Origin of the sequence: Streptomyces flavofungini, assembly GCF_014650815.1 — a bacterium.
GTDB lineage: Bacteria > Actinomycetota > Actinomycetes > Streptomycetales > Streptomycetaceae > Streptomyces > Streptomyces flavofungini.
The window spans coordinates 201,095-214,922 of record NZ_BMVR01000008.1 but is presented as its reverse complement, the minus strand read 5'-3'; the positions used below and the strand labels follow the sequence as shown (position 1 = coordinate 214,922).

The following is a 13,828-nucleotide window of genomic DNA, read 5'->3' as shown; positions in this document are numbered from 1 at the left end:
AGACTGAGCCGATATGGCTACCACTTCACTTGACCTGGCCAAGGTGCGCAACATCGGCATCATGGCTCACATCGACGCGGGCAAGACGACGACCACCGAGCGGATCCTGTTCTACACCGGTGTCTCGTACAAGATCGGTGAGGTCCACGACGGCGCCGCCACGATGGACTGGATGGAGCAGGAGCAGGAGCGTGGCATCACGATCACCTCTGCTGCCACCACCTGTCACTGGCCGCTGAACGACGTCGACCACACCATCAACATCATCGACACCCCGGGCCACGTCGACTTCACCGTCGAGGTGGAGCGCTCGCTCCGCGTGCTCGACGGTGCCGTGACGGTGTTCGACGGCGTCGCCGGCGTTGAGCCCCAGTCCGAGACCGTGTGGCGTCAGGCGGACCGCTACGGCGTCCCGCGTATCTGCTTCGTCAACAAGCTCGACCGCACCGGTGCCGAGTTCCACCGCTGTGTCGACATGATCGTCGACCGCCTCGGTGCGACCCCGATCGTCATGCAGCTGCCCATCGGCGCGGAGGCTGACTTCAAGGGCGTCGTCGACCTCGTCACGATGAAGGCCTTCGTCTGGTCCGCCGAGACCAAGATGGGCGAGGCCTACGACATCGTCGACATCCCGGACACGCACACCGAGGCTGCCGAGGAGTACCGCGGCAAGCTGCTCGAGGCCGTGGCCGAGAACGACGAGCAGATGATGGAGCTGTACCTCGAGGGCCAGGAGCCCACCGAGGAGCAGCTGTACGCGGCGATCCGTCGCATCACCATCGCCTCGGGCAAGGGCGGCGACACCACCGTCACCCCCGTGTTCTGCGGCACCGCGTTCAAGAACAAGGGCGTCCAGCCCCTGCTCGACGCCGTCGTGCGCTACCTCCCCTCCCCCCTGGACGTCGAGGCCATCGAGGGCCACGACGTGAAGGACCCGGAGACGGTCGTCAAGCGCAAGCCGTCCGACGACGAGCCGCTGTCGGCCCTCGCGTTCAAGATCGCGAGCGACCCGCACCTCGGCAAGCTCACCTTCGTCCGGATCTACTCCGGTCGCCTGGACTCCGGCACCGCGGTGCTGAACTCCGTCAAGGGCAAGAAGGAGCGCATCGGCAAGATCTACCGCATGCACGCGAACAAGCGTGAGGAGATCGAGTCGGTGGGCGCCGGTGACATCGTCGCCGTCATGGGTCTGAAGCAGACCACCACGGGCGAGACGCTCTGTGACGACAAGAACCCGGTGATCCTGGAGTCCATGGACTTCCCGGCGCCGGTCATCCAGGTCGCCATCGAGCCGAAGTCCAAGGGTGACCAGGAGAAGCTGGGTGTCGCCATCCAGCGCCTCTCGGAGGAGGACCCCTCCTTCCAGGTCCACTCGGACGAGGAGACCGGCCAGACCATCATCGGTGGTATGGGCGAGCTTCACCTCGAGGTGCTCGTCGACCGCATGAAGCGCGAGTTCCGCGTCGAGGCGAACGTCGGCAAGCCGCAGGTCGCGTACCGCGAGACGATCCGCAAGGCCGTCGAGCGCGTGGACTACACCCACAAGAAGCAGACCGGTGGTACCGGTCAGTTCGCCAAGGTGCAGATCGCGATCGAGCCGATCGTCGACGGCGACGCGTCGTACGAGTTCGTGAACAAGGTCACCGGTGGCCGCATCCCGCGGGAGTACATCCCGTCGGTGGACGCCGGTGCGCAGGAGGCCATGCAGTTCGGCATCCTCGCCGGTTACGAGATGACGGGCGTCCGCGTCACGCTGCTCGACGGTGCCTACCACGAGGTCGACTCCTCCGAGCTCGCCTTCAAGATCGCCGGTTCGCAGGCCTTCAAGGAGGCCGCGCGCAAGGCCAGCCCCGTGCTGCTCGAGCCGATGATGGCCGTCGAGGTCACCACGCCCGAGGACTACATGGGCGACGTCATCGGCGACATCAACTCCCGCCGTGGCCAGATCCAGGCCATGGAGGAGCGCAGCGGCGCTCGCGTCGTGAAGGGCCTCGTGCCCCTCTCGGAGATGTTCGGCTACGTCGGAGACCTCCGCAGCAAGACGTCGGGTCGCGCAAGCTACTCAATGCAGTTCGACTCCTACGCCGAGGTTCCGCGGAACGTCGCCGAGGAGATCATCGCGAAGGCCAAGGGCGAGTAACTCACTCGAGTTCACGCTTTAGGCTTGACTCCGGAGTCTCTTGGGGCATTCCGCCGCAACAGCGGAGGAATGCCCCGGGGCCCGGGCTTTCCAGCAAAGATCACCTGGCGCCGATGAAGCAAGGCGTACAGAACCACTCCACAGGAGGACCCAGTGGCGAAGGCGAAGTTCGAGCGGACTAAGCCGCACGTCAACATCGGCACCATCGGTCACATCGACCACGGTAAGACGACCCTCACGGCCGCCATTACCAAGGTGCTGCACGACGCGTACCCCGACCTGAACGAGGCCTCGGCCTTCGACCAGATCGACAAGGCTCCCGAGGAGCGCCAGCGCGGTATCACCATCTCCATCGCGCACGTCGAGTACCAGACCGAGGCGCGCCACTACGCCCACGTCGACTGCCCCGGTCACGCGGACTACATCAAGAACATGATCACGGGTGCCGCGCAGATGGACGGCGCCATCCTCGTGGTCGCCGCCACCGACGGCCCGATGCCGCAGACCAAGGAGCACGTGCTCCTGGCCCGCCAGGTCGGCGTTCCGTACATCGTCGTCGCCCTGAACAAGGCCGACATGGTGGACGACGAGGAGATCCTGGAGCTCGTCGAGCTCGAGGTCCGTGAGCTGCTCTCCGAGTACGAGTTCCCGGGCGACGACCTGCCGGTCGTCAAGGTCTCGGCGCTCAAGGCGCTCGAGGGCGACAAGGAGTGGGGCAACACCGTCCTCGAGCTCATGAAGGCCGTGGACGAGTCCATCCCGCAGCCCGAGCGCGACGTCGACAAGCCGTTCCTGATGCCGATCGAGGACGTCTTCACGATCACCGGTCGTGGCACCGTCGTCACCGGCCGCATCGAGCGTGGTGTCCTCAAGGTCAACGAGACCGTTGACATCGTGGGCATCAAGAACGAGAAGACCACCACCACGGTCACCGGCATCGAGATGTTCCGCAAGCTGCTCGACGAGGGCCAGGCCGGTGAGAACGTCGGTCTGCTCCTCCGTGGCATCAAGCGCGAGGACGTCGAGCGCGGCCAGGTCATCATCAAGCCCGGTTCGGTCACGCCGCACACCGAGTTCGAGGCCCAGGCCTACATCCTGTCGAAGGACGAGGGTGGCCGTCACACCCCGTTCTTCAACAACTACCGCCCGCAGTTCTACTTCCGTACGACGGACGTGACCGGCGTCGTGACCCTCCCCGAGGGCACCGAGATGGTCATGCCGGGTGACAACACCGAGATGAAGGTGGAGCTCATCCAGCCCGTCGCCATGGAGGAGGGCCTGAAGTTCGCCATCCGTGAGGGTGGCCGGACCGTCGGCGCCGGCCAGGTCACCAAGATCACCAAGTAAGTACTCCTTGCTTGTTGGTCGGGGCGACCCGGCAGCTCTGAACTGAGCGCAGCAAGAGGCCCCACTCGCCATTACGGCGGGTGGGGCCTCTTGCCGTGCCGGGGTGTCCCGGGGTGGGCGCGCCGCTTGACAAGCGGCCCGATTGGCCTTCGTCGTCCCACGTATGGCACACTGTTCAGGTTGCTCGGTTGAGTGCCGATGCTGCGCGCCTCCCGCCGGGAGGACTGGAAGCGAGTCCCACGGTACTCGTCGCCATATCTGTCGTGAGGCAGCACTGTGGCGGACGTACGGGAATCTTCCGGGAAGTGCGGCGCGGTGGCTTGGCCAGGCACCCGGTGGGTTTCTTCCCCCGGACCCGCGGTCAACAGGGCCGTAGCCCCTAGCAGGGAAATCCTTCGGGAGATCTGTGTGAGCGGGACTGCGACACGCCCGACCGCGTGGGTCGGATGGAAGTAGAAAACAGGGCCCCCTGAGGTGCCAGAGCGTTCGAGACAAAGGACTACTAAGTAGCCATGGCGGGACAGAAGATCCGCATCCGGCTCAAGGCCTACGACCACGAGGTCATCGACTCTTCGGCGAAGAAGATCGTCGAGACGGTGACTCGCACTGGTGCGTCGGTCGCGGGCCCGGTGCCGCTCCCCACCGAGAAGAACGTGTACTGCGTCATCAAGTCGCCGCACAAGTACAAGGACTCGCGCGAGCACTTCGAGATGCGCACGCACAAGCGCCTGATCGACATCCTCGACCCGACGCCCAAGACCGTTGACTCGCTGATGCGCCTGGACCTTCCGGCCGGCGTCGACATCGAGATCAAGCTCTGAAGGGCGCTGGAGAGATGACCAAGCAGATCAAGGGCATCCTGGGCGAGAAGCTCGGCATGACCCAGGTCTGGGACGAGAACAACCGTGTCGTCCCGGTGACCGTGGTCAAGGCCGGGCCCTGCGTCGTTACCCAGGTCCGTAAGAATGACATCGACGGCTACGAGTCGGTCCAGATCGCCTTCGGCGAGATCGACCCGCGCAAGGTGAACAAGCCCCTCAAGGGCCACTTCGCCAAGGCCGACGTCACCCCCCGCCGCCACCTCGTCGAGATCCGTACCGCTGACGCCAGCGAGTACACCCTCGGCCAGGAGCTGACCGCTGAGACCTTCGAGTCCGGCGTCAAGGTCGACGTGACCGGCAAGAGCAAGGGCAAGGGCTTCGCCGGTGTCATGAAGCGCCACAACTTCGGTGGCCTCGGCTCCAGCCACGGCACCCAGCGCAAGCACCGCTCGCCCGGTTCCATCGGTGGCTGCGCCACCCCGGGCCGTGTGTTCAAGGGCCTCCGCATGGCTGGCCGCATGGGCAACGAGCGGGTCACCACCCAGAACCTGACCGTTCACGCCGTTGACGCGGAGAAGGGCCTGCTCCTCATCAAGGGAGCGGTTCCCGGTCCGAACGGCGGCCTCGTCCTGGTCCGTACCGCGGCCAAGGGGGCTTGAGGAACCGATGAGCACCATTGACATCCTTTCGCCGGCAGGCGACAAGGCCGGGACCGTCGAGCTCCCCGCGGAGATCTTCGACGTCGAGAAGATCAGCATCCCGCTGATCCACCAGGTCGTTGTCGCCCAGCTGGCCGCTGCCCGTCAGGGCACGCACAAGACCAAGACCCGTGGCGAAGTCCGCGGTGGTGGCAAGAAGCCGTACCGCCAGAAGGGCACCGGCCGCGCCCGTCAGGGCTCGACCCGCGCTCCGCAGTTCGCCGGCGGTGGCGTCGTCCACGGCCCCGTGCCGCGTGACTACTCGCAGCGGACCCCGAAGAAGATGAAGGCCGCGGCCCTGCGCCACGCCCTCACCGACCGGGCCCGCAACGCTCGCATCCACGTCGTCTCCGGCGTGATCGAGGGCGAGACGCCTTCCACCAAGGCCGCGAAGAGCCTGCTCGGCAAGATCAGCGAGCGCAAGAACGTGCTCCTGGTCATCGAGCGCTCGGACGAGGCAGCGCTGCTGTCCGCCCGCAACCTGCCCCAGGTGCACATCCTGGAGCCGGGCCAGCTCAACACGTACGACGTTCTCGTCTCGGACGACGTGGTCTTCACCGCGGCCGCGCTCGAGTCCTTCGTGTCTGGCCCCAAGGCCGCTGACACCGAAGGGAGCGAGGCCTGATGGCTATCCGTCACCCCGCTATCGCCTCGAAGGCGGCCAAGGCCGCCAAGGCCGCGCGCGTCGCCAAGGCGCGTCGCCACGCCACCGAGGGCAAGAACACCGTTGAGACGCCGCTGAGCAAGAGCTTCACGGACCCCCGTGACGTCCTCGTCAAGCCGGTCGTCTCGGAGAAGAGCTACGCGCTGCTCGACGAGGGCAAGTACACCTTCGTCGTCGCGCCCGGCGCCAACAAGACCCAGATCAAGCAGGCCGTCGAGGCGGTCTTCTCGGTCAAGGTCACCGGCGTCAACACGCTCAACCGCCAGGGCAAGCGCAAGCGCACCCGCACCGGTTTCGGCAAGCGTGCCGACTCCAAGCGCGCGATCGTGACCCTCGCTGAGGGCGACCGTATCGACATCTTCGGCCAGGCCTCCTAACGGAGCGCCCTGGTCCGAATATCGGACGAGGACTGAGAAATGGGAATCCGCAAGTACAAGCCGACGACGCCGGGCCGCCGTGGCTCCTCCGTCGCCGACTTCGTCGAGGTCACGCGGTCCACGCCGGAGAAGTCGCTGGTCCGCCCGCTGCACAGCAAGGGCGGCCGTAACAACGCCGGTCGTGTGACCGTTCGCCACCAGGGTGGCGGACACAAGCGCGCCTACCGAGTGATCGACTTCCGTCGTCACGACAAGGACGGCGTGCCGGCGAAGGTCGCGCACATCGAGTACGACCCGAACCGCACCGCGCGCATCGCGCTGCTGCACTACGCAGACGGCGAGAAGCGCTACATCATCGCTCCGCGCGGCCTGTCGCAGGGTGACCGGATTGAGAACGGCCCTGGCGCCGACATCAAGCCCGGCAACAACCTCGCGCTGCGCAACATCCCGGTCGGTACCACGATCCACGCGATCGAGCTCCGTCCGGGCGGTGGCGCCAAGTTCGCCCGTTCCGCGGGTGCCTCCGTGCAGCTGCTGGCGAAGGAGGGCTCGATGGCCCACCTTCGTATGCCGTCCGGTGAGATCCGCCTGGTCGACGTGCGCTGCCGCGCCACGGTCGGCGAGGTCGGCAACGCCGAGCAGTCGAACATCAACTGGGGCAAGGCCGGCCGCATGCGCTGGAAGGGCGTCCGCCCGACCGTGCGTGGTGTCGTCATGAACCCGGTTGACCACCCCCACGGTGGTGGCGAGGGCAAGACCTCGGGTGGTCGTCACCCGGTGTCGCCCTGGGGCAAGAAGGAAATGCGTACTCGTGATCGCAACAAGGCGAGCAACAAGTACATCGTCCGCCGCCGCAAGACGAACAAGAAGCGCTAAGGACGGGTTGAGATGCCTCGTAGTCTGAAGAAGGGGCCCTTCGTCGACGACCACCTGATCAAGAAGGTGGACGCCCAGAACGAAGCAGGCACCAAAAACGTCATCAAGACCTGGTCCCGACGCTCGATGATCGTGCCGGCCATGCTTGGCCACACGCTCGCGGTGCACAACGGCAAGACCCACATCCCGGTGTTCGTCACCGAGTCGATGGTCGGCCACAAGCTCGGCGAGTTCTCGCCGACCCGCACCTTCCGCGGCCACGTCAAGGACGACCGCAAGTCGAAGCGCCGCTAAGCGGGGTGTGAACGACTGTGACTAACACCGAAGGGACAACCATGGAAGCCAGGGCCCAGGCGCGGTACATCCGCGTCACGCCCATGAAGGCCCGCCGCGTGGTGGACCTCATCCGTGGCATGGATGCCACGGAGGCTCAGGCGGTCCTGCGTTTCGCCCCGCAGGCCGCGAGCGTGCCGGTTGGCAAGGTGCTGGACAGCGCCATCGCCAACGCTGCACACAACTACGACCACACCGACGCCTCTTCGCTGGTCATCAGCGAGGCGTATGTGGATGAGGGCCCGACCCTGAAGCGGTTCCGTCCGCGCGCCCAGGGCCGTGCCTACCGGATCCGTAAGCGGACCAGCCACATCACCGTGGTCGTCAGCAGCAAGGAAGGAACCCGGTAATGGGCCAGAAGGTAAACCCGCACGGGTTCCGGCTCGGTGTCACGACGGACTTCAAGTCCCGTTGGTACGCCGACAAGCTGTACAAGGACTACGTCAAGGAAGACGTCGCCATCCGTCGGATGATGACGTCCGGCATGGAGCGCGCCGGCATCTCGAAGGTTGAGATCGAGCGCACCCGTGACCGCGTGCGGGTGGACATCCACACCGCTCGTCCCGGCATCGTCATCGGCCGCCGTGGCGCCGAGGCCGACCGCATCCGCGGTGACCTCGAGAAGCTCACGGGCAAGCAGGTCCAGCTGAACATCCTCGAGGTCAAGAACCCCGAGACGGACGCTCAGCTCGTGGCCCAGGCCGTCGCGGAGCAGCTGTCCTCCCGCGTCTCCTTCCGTCGCGCCATGCGTAAGAGCATGCAGTCGGCGATGAAGGCGGGCGCCAAGGGCATCAAGATCCAGTGCGGTGGCCGTCTCGGCGGCGCCGAGATGTCCCGCTCGGAGTTCTACCGCGAGGGCCGTGTGCCCCTGCACACGCTCCGCGCGAACGTGGACTACGGCTTCTTCGAGGCCAAGACGACCTTCGGCCGCATCGGCGTGAAGGTCTGGATCTACAAGGGCGACGTCAAGAACATCGCCGAGGTCCGCGCCGAGAACGCCGCTGCCCGCGCCGGCAACCGCCCGGCCCGTGGTGGCAACGACCGCCCGGCCCGTGGTGGCCGTGGTGGCGAGCGTGGCGGTCGCGGTCGCAAGCCGCAGCAGCAGTCCGCGCCGGCTGCCGAGGCCCCCAAGGCCGAGGCTCCCGCCGCCGCTGCCGCTCCGGCTGAGAGCACCGGAACGGAGGCCTGACCGAAATGCTGATCCCCCGTAGGGTCAAGCACCGCAAGCAGCACCACCCCAAGCGCCGCGGTATGGCCAAGGGTGGTACGACGGTTGCGTTCGGCGAGTACGGCATCCAGGCCATGACTCCGGCGTACGTGACCAACCGCCAGATCGAGGCGGCTCGTATCGCGATGACCCGCCACATCAAGCGTGGCGGCAAGGTCTGGATCAACATCTACCCGGACCGCCCGCTGACGAAGAAGCCCGCCGAGACCCGCATGGGTTCCGGTAAGGGTTCGCCCGAGTGGTGGGTCGCCAACGTGCACCCGGGCCGGGTCATGTTCGAGCTGTCCTACCCGAACGAGAAGACTGCACGTGAGGCTCTGACTCGCGCGGCTCACAAGCTGCCGATGAAGTGCCGGATCGTCAAGCGCGAGGCAGGTGAAGCGTGATGTCGGCCGGTACCAAGGCGTCCGAGCTCCGCGAGCTGGGCAACGAGGAGCTCCTCAACAAGCTCCGCGAGGCCAAGGAAGAGCTGTTCAACCTCCGCTTCCAGGCGGCGACGGGTCAGCTCGAGAACCACGGTCGGCTCAAGGCCGTCCGTAAGGACATCGCGCGGATCTACACCCTGATGCGTGAGCGCGAGCTGGGCATCGAGACGGTGGAGAGCGCCTGATGAGCGAGAGCAACGTGACTGAAGAGACCAAGGCCGCGCGCGGCTTCCGCAAGACCCGTGAGGGTCTGGTCGTCAGCGACAAGATGGACAAGACCGTCGTCGTCGCCGTTGAGGACCGCGTCAAGCACGCGCTGTACGGCAAGGTCATCCGCCGTACGAACAAGCTCAAGGCGCACGACGAGCAGAACGCTGCCGGCGTCGGCGACCGCGTCCTCCTGATGGAGACGCGTCCGCTGTCGGCGACCAAGCGCTGGCGCGTCGTCGAGATCCTCGAGAAGGCCAAGTAATTTCCGAGGGGGTTTCCCCTCGGATCAGTTCCGCCAGGCTCGGCAGGGGCCGAGTTCCCTCTAGGGACGAAGCCCCTGCCGGGAACCGGCAGACAAACAGGAGATAGACGTGATCCAGCAGGAGTCGCGACTTCGCGTCGCCGACAACACGGGTGCGAAGGAAATTCTCACCATTCGTGTTCTCGGTGGCTCGGGTCGCCGCTACGCGGGCATCGGTGACGTCATCGTCGCCACCGTCAAGGACGCAATCCCCGGTGGCAACGTGAAGAAGGGTGACGTCGTCAAGGCGGTCATCGTTCGCACCGTCAAGGAGCGCCGTCGTCCGGACGGCTCGTACATCCGCTTCGACGAGAACGCCGCCGTCATTCTGAAGAACGACGGCGACCCTCGCGGCACCCGTATCTTCGGCCCGGTCGGCCGTGAGCTGCGCGAGAAGAAGTTCATGAAGATCATCTCGCTCGCGCCGGAGGTGCTGTAAGCATGAAGATCAAGAAGGGCGACCTGGTCCAGGTCATCACCGGTAAGGACAAGGGCAAGCAGGGCAAGGTCATTGCCGCTTACCCGCGCGACGAGCGCGTCCTGGTCGAGGGTGTCAACCGGGTCAAGAAGCACACGAAGGCCGGCCCGACCGCCAGCGGCTCGCAGGCCGGCGGCATCGTGACCACCGAGGCCCCCGTCCACGTCTCCAACGTCCAGCTGGTCGTGGAGAAGGACGGCAACAAGGTCGTCACGCGCGTCGGTTACCGCTTCGACGACGAGGGCAACAAGATCCGCGTTGCCAAGCGGACGGGTGAGGACATCTGATGACGACCACCACCACTCCGCGTCTCAAGACGAAGTACCGCGACGAGATCAAGGCGAAGCTGCAGGAAGAGTTCTCGTACGAGAACGTCATGCAGACCCCCGGCCTCGTCAAGATCGTGGTGAACATGGGTGTCGGTGACGCCGCCCGTGACTCCAAGCTCATGGACGGTGCCGTCCGTGACCTGACCACGATCACCGGTCAGAAGCCGGCCATCACCAAGGCCCGGAAGTCCATCGCGCAGTTCAAGCTGCGTGAGGGTCAGCCGATCGGTGCCCACGTCACGCTCCGTGGCGACCGCATGTGGGAGTTCCTGGACCGCACCCTGTCGCTCGCGCTGCCGCGCATCCGCGACTTCCGTGGTCTGTCCCCCAAGCAGTTCGACGGTCGTGGCAACTACACCTTCGGTCTCACCGAGCAGGTCATGTTCCACGAGATCGACCAGGACAAGATCGACCGCGTCCGGGGTATGGACATCACCGTGGTGACCACGGCGACCAACGACGCTGAGGGCCGTGCCCTTCTCCGTCACCTCGGCTTCCCCTTCAAGGAGGCGTAAGCGAGATGGCGAAGAAGGCTCTGATTGCCAAGGCTGCTCGTAAGCCCAAGTTCGGTGTGCGTGCCTACACCCGCTGCCAGCGCTGTGGCCGCCCGCACTCCGTGTACCGCAAGTTCGGCCTCTGCCGCGTGTGCCTTCGTGAGATGGCTCACCGTGGCGAGCTCCCGGGCGTGACCAAGAGCTCCTGGTAACTCCCTTCTGTCTTAGGACGTTGGGGATTCCCAGAGGCTCTCGGTAAGCAATGGGACGGTAGGGTGCCCTGCTCTTCATGGCTTAGGCTAGGAGGGTTGGGCGCCTGCCGCCCCGTACGACTTACTACGCCGTAGGTCCCCGTGCCGCACCCGTCCCGCCTCTGAGTGGGGAGAGGGATGGCGCATACAGGAAACCCCGGCGAGAGAGGCCGAAGGCCAATTCATGACCATGACTGATCCGATCGCAGACATGCTTACGCGTCTGCGGAACGCGAACTCGGCATACCACGACTCCGTGTCGATGCCGCACAGCAAGATCAAGTCGCACATCGCGGAGATCCTCCAGCAGGAGGGCTTCATCACCGGCTGGAAGGTCGAGGACGCCGAGGTCGGCAAGAACCTCGTCCTCGAGCTGAAGTTCGGGCCGAACCGTGAGCGCTCCATCGCGGGCATCAAGCGGATCTCGAAGCCTGGTCTGCGCGTTTACGCGAAGTCCACCAACCTGCCGAAGGTGCTCGGCGGCCTGGGCGTGGCGATCATCTCCACGTCGCACGGTCTGCTCACCGGCCAGCAGGCGGGCAAGAAGGGCGTGGGTGGGGAAGTCCTCGCCTACGTCTGGTAGCGGAAGGGAACGGAGGAAACAGCTATGTCGCGTATTGGCAAGCTCCCCATCACGGTTCCCGCCGGCGTGGACGTCACCATCGACGGACAGGCGGTCTCGGTGAAGGGCCCCAAGGGCACCCTGAACCACACCGTTGTCGCGCCGATCGAGATCGCTAAGGGCGAGGACGGCGTTCTGAACGTCACCCGCCCCAACGACGAGCGTCAGAACAAGGCCCTGCACGGCCTGTCCCGCACGCTGGTGGCGAACATGATCACCGGCGTGACCCAGGGTTACGTGAAGAAGCTCGAGATCAGCGGTGTCGGTTACCGCGTCCTGGCGAAGGGCTCCAACCTGGAGTTCTCGCTCGGCTACAGCCACCCGATCCTGATCGAGGCGCCCGAGGGCATCTCGTTCAAGGTCGAGTCGCCGACCAAGTTCTCGGTCGAGGGCATCGACAAGCAGAAGGTCGGCGAGGTTGCGGCCAACATCCGCAAGCTGCGCAAGCCTGACCCGTACAAGGCCAAGGGCGTCAAGTACGAGGGCGAAGTCATCCGCCGCAAGGTCGGAAAGGCGGGTAAGTAAGCCATGGCATACGGTGTCAAGATTGCTAAGGGCGACGCTTACAAGCGTGCTGCCATCAAGCGCCGTCACATTCGTATCCGGAAGCACATCTCCGGTACGGCCGAGCGTCCGCGCCTGGTCGTGACGCGCTCCAACCGCAACATCGTCGCCCAGGTGATCGACGACGTTAAGGGTCACACCCTGGCGTCGGCGTCCACCCTGGACTCGTCGATCCGCGGTGGCGAGGGCGACAAGTCCGCGCAGGCCAAGCAGGTCGGCGCCCTGGTCGCCGAGCGTGCCAAGGCCGCCGGTGTCGAGGCTGTCGTTTTCGACCGTGGTGGTAACCAGTACGCCGGGCGCATCGCCGCCCTGGCGGACGCCGCCCGCGAAGCCGGGCTCAAGTTCTGAGGCCCCGTCGCGCAGCGACTGATGTCACTGCGTAGCTAGCGGAAAAGAGAGAGGTAATCCAATGGCTGGACCCCAGCGCCGTGGAAGCGGTGCCGGTGGCGGCGAGCGGCGGGACCGGAAGGGCCGTGACGGTGGCGCTGCCGCCGCCGAGAAGACCGCATACGTTGAGCGCGTTGTCGCGATCAACCGCGTCGCCAAGGTTGTGAAGGGTGGTCGTCGCTTCAGCTTCACCGCGCTGGTCGTGGTGGGCGACGGTGACGGCACCGTGGGTGTCGGTTACGGCAAGGCCAAGGAGGTGCCGGCCGCCATCGCCAAGGGTGTTGAGGAGGCCAAGAAGCACTTCTTCAAGGTCCCCCGTATCCAGGGCACCATCCCGCACCCCATCCAGGGTGAGAAGGCCGCGGGCGTCGTCCTGCTGAAGCCTGCTTCCCCCGGTACCGGCGTTATCGCCGGTGGCCCGGTGCGTGCCGTGCTGGAGTGCGCCGGCGTTCACGACATCCTGTCGAAGTCCCTGGGCTCCGACAACGCGATCAACATCGTGCACGCGACCGTGGCGGCCCTCAAGGGCCTGCAGCGTCCCGAGGAGATCGCGGCCCGCCGCGGTCTGCCGCTCGAGGACGTCGCCCCCGCGGCTCTCCTGCGTGCGCGTGCGGGAGCGGGTGCGTAATCATGGCTCAGCTCAAGATCACGCAGACGAAGTCGTACATCGGTAGCAAGCAGAACCACCGCGACACCCTGCGCTCCCTTGGTCTCAAGGGCATCAACACGCAGGTCGTCAAGGAGGATCGTCCCGAGTTCCGCGGCATGGTGCACACCGTCCGCCACCTCGTGACGGTCGAGGAGGTCGACTGATCATGGCGGAGAACAACCCGCTCAAGATCCACAACCTCCGTCCCGCCCCCGGCGCCAAGACCGCGAAGACCCGTGTCGGTCGTGGTGAGGCGTCGAAGGGTAAGACGGCCGGTCGTGGTACCAAGGGCACCAAGGCCCGTTACCAGGTTCCGGAGCGCTTCGAGGGCGGGCAGATGCCCCTCCACATGCGCCTCCCGAAGCTCAAGGGCTTCAAGAACCCGTTCAAGACCGAGTTCCAGGTCGTCAACCTGGACAAGCTCGCCTCCCTCTACCCCGAGGGTGGCGAGGTCACGGTGGCCGACCTGGTCGCCAAGGGCGCCGTTCGCAAGAACAGCCTTGTCAAGGTCCTCGGCCAGGGTGAGATCTCCGTGGCGCTGCAGGTGACGGTTGACGCCGTCTCCGGCTCCGCCAAGGAGAAGATCACCGCCGCCGGCGGTACCGTCACCGAGCTCGTCTGAATTTCCCAGGCG

Annotated in this window: 23 protein-coding genes; all 23 read left to right on the top strand. The window is 65.7% G+C overall.

The genetic code is table 11. The features are described from left to right. Positions 1-13 precede the first annotated feature (13 nt). Positions 14-2,140 (top strand): elongation factor G, encoded by a 2,127-nt coding sequence (fusA, locus tag IE274_RS22400; protein WP_190117631.1) that lies wholly within the window; start codon positions 14-16, stop codon positions 2,138-2,140. Positions 2,141-2,293: 153 nt separating this feature from the next. After that, the gene (tuf, locus tag IE274_RS22395) at positions 2,294-3,487 is read left to right on the top strand and encodes an elongation factor Tu (protein WP_190117630.1); all 1,194 of its coding nucleotides are present in this window, start codon (positions 2,294-2,296) and stop codon (positions 3,485-3,487) included. A gap of 512 nt (positions 3,488-3,999) precedes the next feature. Then, entirely contained in the window at positions 4,000-4,308 is a 309-nt protein-coding gene (gene rpsJ, locus IE274_RS22390; RefSeq protein WP_003948644.1) for a 30S ribosomal protein S10, read from the top strand. 14 nt (positions 4,309-4,322) lie between these two features. After that, positions 4,323-4,967 (top strand): 50S ribosomal protein L3, encoded by a 645-nt coding sequence (rplC, locus tag IE274_RS22385; protein ID WP_016645181.1) that lies wholly within the window; start codon positions 4,323-4,325, stop codon positions 4,965-4,967. 7 nt (positions 4,968-4,974) lie between these two features. Then, positions 4,975-5,631: a 50S ribosomal protein L4 gene (gene rplD, locus IE274_RS22380; protein WP_190117629.1), complete on the top strand. Its 657-nt coding sequence runs from the start codon at positions 4,975-4,977 to the stop codon at positions 5,629-5,631. Further along, positions 5,631-6,047 carry a 50S ribosomal protein L23 gene (rplW, locus tag IE274_RS22375; protein WP_058848119.1) on the top strand — a complete coding sequence of 139 codons (417 nt, stop codon included), beginning with the start codon at positions 5,631-5,633 and terminating at the stop codon, positions 6,045-6,047. The genes rplD and rplW overlap by 1 nt, the downstream gene beginning before the upstream one ends. Positions 6,048-6,086: 39 nt before the next feature. Next, positions 6,087-6,923 (top strand): 50S ribosomal protein L2, encoded by an 837-nt coding sequence (gene rplB, locus IE274_RS22370; protein WP_016645178.1) that lies wholly within the window; start codon positions 6,087-6,089, stop codon positions 6,921-6,923. 12 nt (positions 6,924-6,935) lie between these two features. Further along, entirely contained in the window at positions 6,936-7,217 is a 282-nt protein-coding gene (gene rpsS / locus IE274_RS22365; protein WP_003992359.1) for a 30S ribosomal protein S19, read from the top strand. 41 nt (positions 7,218-7,258) lie between these two features. Then, positions 7,259-7,606 carry a 50S ribosomal protein L22 gene (gene rplV, locus IE274_RS22360; protein WP_004571827.1) on the top strand — a complete coding sequence of 116 codons (348 nt, stop codon included), beginning with the start codon at positions 7,259-7,261 and terminating at the stop codon, positions 7,604-7,606. After that, positions 7,606-8,445, top strand: coding sequence for a 30S ribosomal protein S3 (gene rpsC / locus IE274_RS22355; RefSeq protein ID WP_087885483.1), 840 nt, complete (start codon positions 7,606-7,608; stop codon positions 8,443-8,445). Before rplV ends, rpsC begins: the two co-directional genes overlap by 1 nt. A 5-nt stretch (positions 8,446-8,450) precedes the next feature. Further along, positions 8,451-8,870: a 50S ribosomal protein L16 gene (gene rplP, locus IE274_RS22350; RefSeq protein WP_164321737.1), complete on the top strand. Its 420-nt coding sequence runs from the start codon at positions 8,451-8,453 to the stop codon at positions 8,868-8,870. Next, complete coding sequence (gene rpmC, locus IE274_RS22345) at positions 8,870-9,094, top strand: 50S ribosomal protein L29 (protein WP_010036720.1); 225 nt, start codon at positions 8,870-8,872, stop codon at positions 9,092-9,094. The genes rplP and rpmC overlap by 1 nt, the downstream gene beginning before the upstream one ends. Next, positions 9,094-9,381: a 30S ribosomal protein S17 gene (gene rpsQ, locus IE274_RS22340; protein WP_030039759.1), complete on the top strand. Its 288-nt coding sequence runs from the start codon at positions 9,094-9,096 to the stop codon at positions 9,379-9,381. Before rpmC ends, rpsQ begins: the two co-directional genes overlap by 1 nt. A gap of 109 nt (positions 9,382-9,490) precedes the next feature. Beyond that, positions 9,491-9,859 carry a 50S ribosomal protein L14 gene (gene rplN, locus IE274_RS22335; protein WP_003974257.1) on the top strand — a complete coding sequence of 123 codons (369 nt, stop codon included), beginning with the start codon at positions 9,491-9,493 and terminating at the stop codon, positions 9,857-9,859. A gap of 2 nt (positions 9,860-9,861) precedes the next feature. Continuing rightward, positions 9,862-10,185: a 50S ribosomal protein L24 gene (gene rplX / locus IE274_RS22330; RefSeq protein WP_016645174.1), complete on the top strand. Its 324-nt coding sequence runs from the start codon at positions 9,862-9,864 to the stop codon at positions 10,183-10,185. Further along, positions 10,185-10,742 carry a 50S ribosomal protein L5 gene (gene rplE, locus IE274_RS22325; protein WP_058848124.1) on the top strand — a complete coding sequence of 186 codons (558 nt, stop codon included), beginning with the start codon at positions 10,185-10,187 and terminating at the stop codon, positions 10,740-10,742. Before rplX ends, rplE begins: the two co-directional genes overlap by 1 nt. A gap of 5 nt (positions 10,743-10,747) precedes the next feature. Continuing rightward, positions 10,748-10,933, top strand: coding sequence for a type Z 30S ribosomal protein S14 (locus IE274_RS22320; protein WP_003956452.1), 186 nt, complete (start codon positions 10,748-10,750; stop codon positions 10,931-10,933). 223 nt (positions 10,934-11,156) lie between these two features. Next, complete coding sequence (gene rpsH / locus IE274_RS22315) at positions 11,157-11,555, top strand: 30S ribosomal protein S8 (protein WP_158989430.1); 399 nt, start codon at positions 11,157-11,159, stop codon at positions 11,553-11,555. 24 nt (positions 11,556-11,579) lie between these two features. Then, positions 11,580-12,119: a 50S ribosomal protein L6 gene (rplF, locus tag IE274_RS22310; RefSeq protein ID WP_190117628.1), complete on the top strand. Its 540-nt coding sequence runs from the start codon at positions 11,580-11,582 to the stop codon at positions 12,117-12,119. Positions 12,120-12,122: 3 nt separating this feature from the next. Further along, entirely contained in the window at positions 12,123-12,506 is a 384-nt protein-coding gene (rplR, locus tag IE274_RS22305) for a 50S ribosomal protein L18 (protein ID WP_190117627.1), read from the top strand. 61 nt (positions 12,507-12,567) lie between these two features. Next, positions 12,568-13,173 carry a 30S ribosomal protein S5 gene (rpsE, locus tag IE274_RS22300; RefSeq protein ID WP_005313527.1) on the top strand — a complete coding sequence of 202 codons (606 nt, stop codon included), beginning with the start codon at positions 12,568-12,570 and terminating at the stop codon, positions 13,171-13,173. 2 nt (positions 13,174-13,175) lie between these two features. After that, positions 13,176-13,358, top strand: a complete 183-nt coding sequence (gene rpmD, locus IE274_RS22295; protein WP_005481207.1) for a 50S ribosomal protein L30 — start codon at positions 13,176-13,178, stop codon at positions 13,356-13,358. Between the two features lie 2 nt (positions 13,359-13,360). Beyond that, positions 13,361-13,816 carry a 50S ribosomal protein L15 gene (gene rplO / locus IE274_RS22290; protein ID WP_030359014.1) on the top strand — a complete coding sequence of 152 codons (456 nt, stop codon included), beginning with the start codon at positions 13,361-13,363 and terminating at the stop codon, positions 13,814-13,816. Positions 13,817-13,828 lie beyond the last annotated feature (12 nt).

What these genes read in the sequence shown, in the direction of transcription:
- fusA (WP_190117631.1), top strand. Translation starts at nt 14, where the DNA reads ATGGCTACCACTTCACTTGACCTGGCCAAGGTGCGCAACATCGGCATC.
- rpsJ (WP_003948644.1), top strand. Translation starts at nt 4,000, where the DNA reads ATGGCGGGACAGAAGATCCGCATCCGGCTCAAGGCCTACGACCACGAG.
- rplC (WP_016645181.1), top strand. Translation starts at nt 4,323, where the DNA reads ATGACCAAGCAGATCAAGGGCATCCTGGGCGAGAAGCTCGGCATGACC.
- rplD (WP_190117629.1), top strand. Translation starts at nt 4,975, where the DNA reads ATGAGCACCATTGACATCCTTTCGCCGGCAGGCGACAAGGCCGGGACC.
- rplW (WP_058848119.1), top strand. Translation starts at nt 5,631, where the DNA reads ATGGCTATCCGTCACCCCGCTATCGCCTCGAAGGCGGCCAAGGCCGCC.
- rplB (WP_016645178.1), top strand. Translation starts at nt 6,087, where the DNA reads ATGGGAATCCGCAAGTACAAGCCGACGACGCCGGGCCGCCGTGGCTCC.
- rpsS (WP_003992359.1), top strand. Translation starts at nt 6,936, where the DNA reads ATGCCTCGTAGTCTGAAGAAGGGGCCCTTCGTCGACGACCACCTGATC.
- rplV (WP_004571827.1), top strand. Translation starts at nt 7,259, where the DNA reads ATGGAAGCCAGGGCCCAGGCGCGGTACATCCGCGTCACGCCCATGAAG.
- rpsC (WP_087885483.1), top strand. Translation starts at nt 7,606, where the DNA reads ATGGGCCAGAAGGTAAACCCGCACGGGTTCCGGCTCGGTGTCACGACG.
- rplP (WP_164321737.1), top strand. Translation starts at nt 8,451, where the DNA reads ATGCTGATCCCCCGTAGGGTCAAGCACCGCAAGCAGCACCACCCCAAG.
- rpmC (WP_010036720.1), top strand. Translation starts at nt 8,870, where the DNA reads ATGTCGGCCGGTACCAAGGCGTCCGAGCTCCGCGAGCTGGGCAACGAG.
- rpsQ (WP_030039759.1), top strand. Translation starts at nt 9,094, where the DNA reads ATGAGCGAGAGCAACGTGACTGAAGAGACCAAGGCCGCGCGCGGCTTC.
- rplX (WP_016645174.1), top strand. Translation starts at nt 9,862, where the DNA reads ATGAAGATCAAGAAGGGCGACCTGGTCCAGGTCATCACCGGTAAGGAC.
- rplE (WP_058848124.1), top strand. Translation starts at nt 10,185, where the DNA reads ATGACGACCACCACCACTCCGCGTCTCAAGACGAAGTACCGCGACGAG.
- IE274_RS22320 (WP_003956452.1), top strand. Translation starts at nt 10,748, where the DNA reads ATGGCGAAGAAGGCTCTGATTGCCAAGGCTGCTCGTAAGCCCAAGTTC.
- rpsH (WP_158989430.1), top strand. Translation starts at nt 11,157, where the DNA reads ATGACCATGACTGATCCGATCGCAGACATGCTTACGCGTCTGCGGAAC.
- rplF (WP_190117628.1), top strand. Translation starts at nt 11,580, where the DNA reads ATGTCGCGTATTGGCAAGCTCCCCATCACGGTTCCCGCCGGCGTGGAC.
- rplR (WP_190117627.1), top strand. Translation starts at nt 12,123, where the DNA reads ATGGCATACGGTGTCAAGATTGCTAAGGGCGACGCTTACAAGCGTGCT.
- rpsE (WP_005313527.1), top strand. Translation starts at nt 12,568, where the DNA reads ATGGCTGGACCCCAGCGCCGTGGAAGCGGTGCCGGTGGCGGCGAGCGG.
- rpmD (WP_005481207.1), top strand. Translation starts at nt 13,176, where the DNA reads ATGGCTCAGCTCAAGATCACGCAGACGAAGTCGTACATCGGTAGCAAG.
- rplO (WP_030359014.1), top strand. Translation starts at nt 13,361, where the DNA reads ATGGCGGAGAACAACCCGCTCAAGATCCACAACCTCCGTCCCGCCCCC.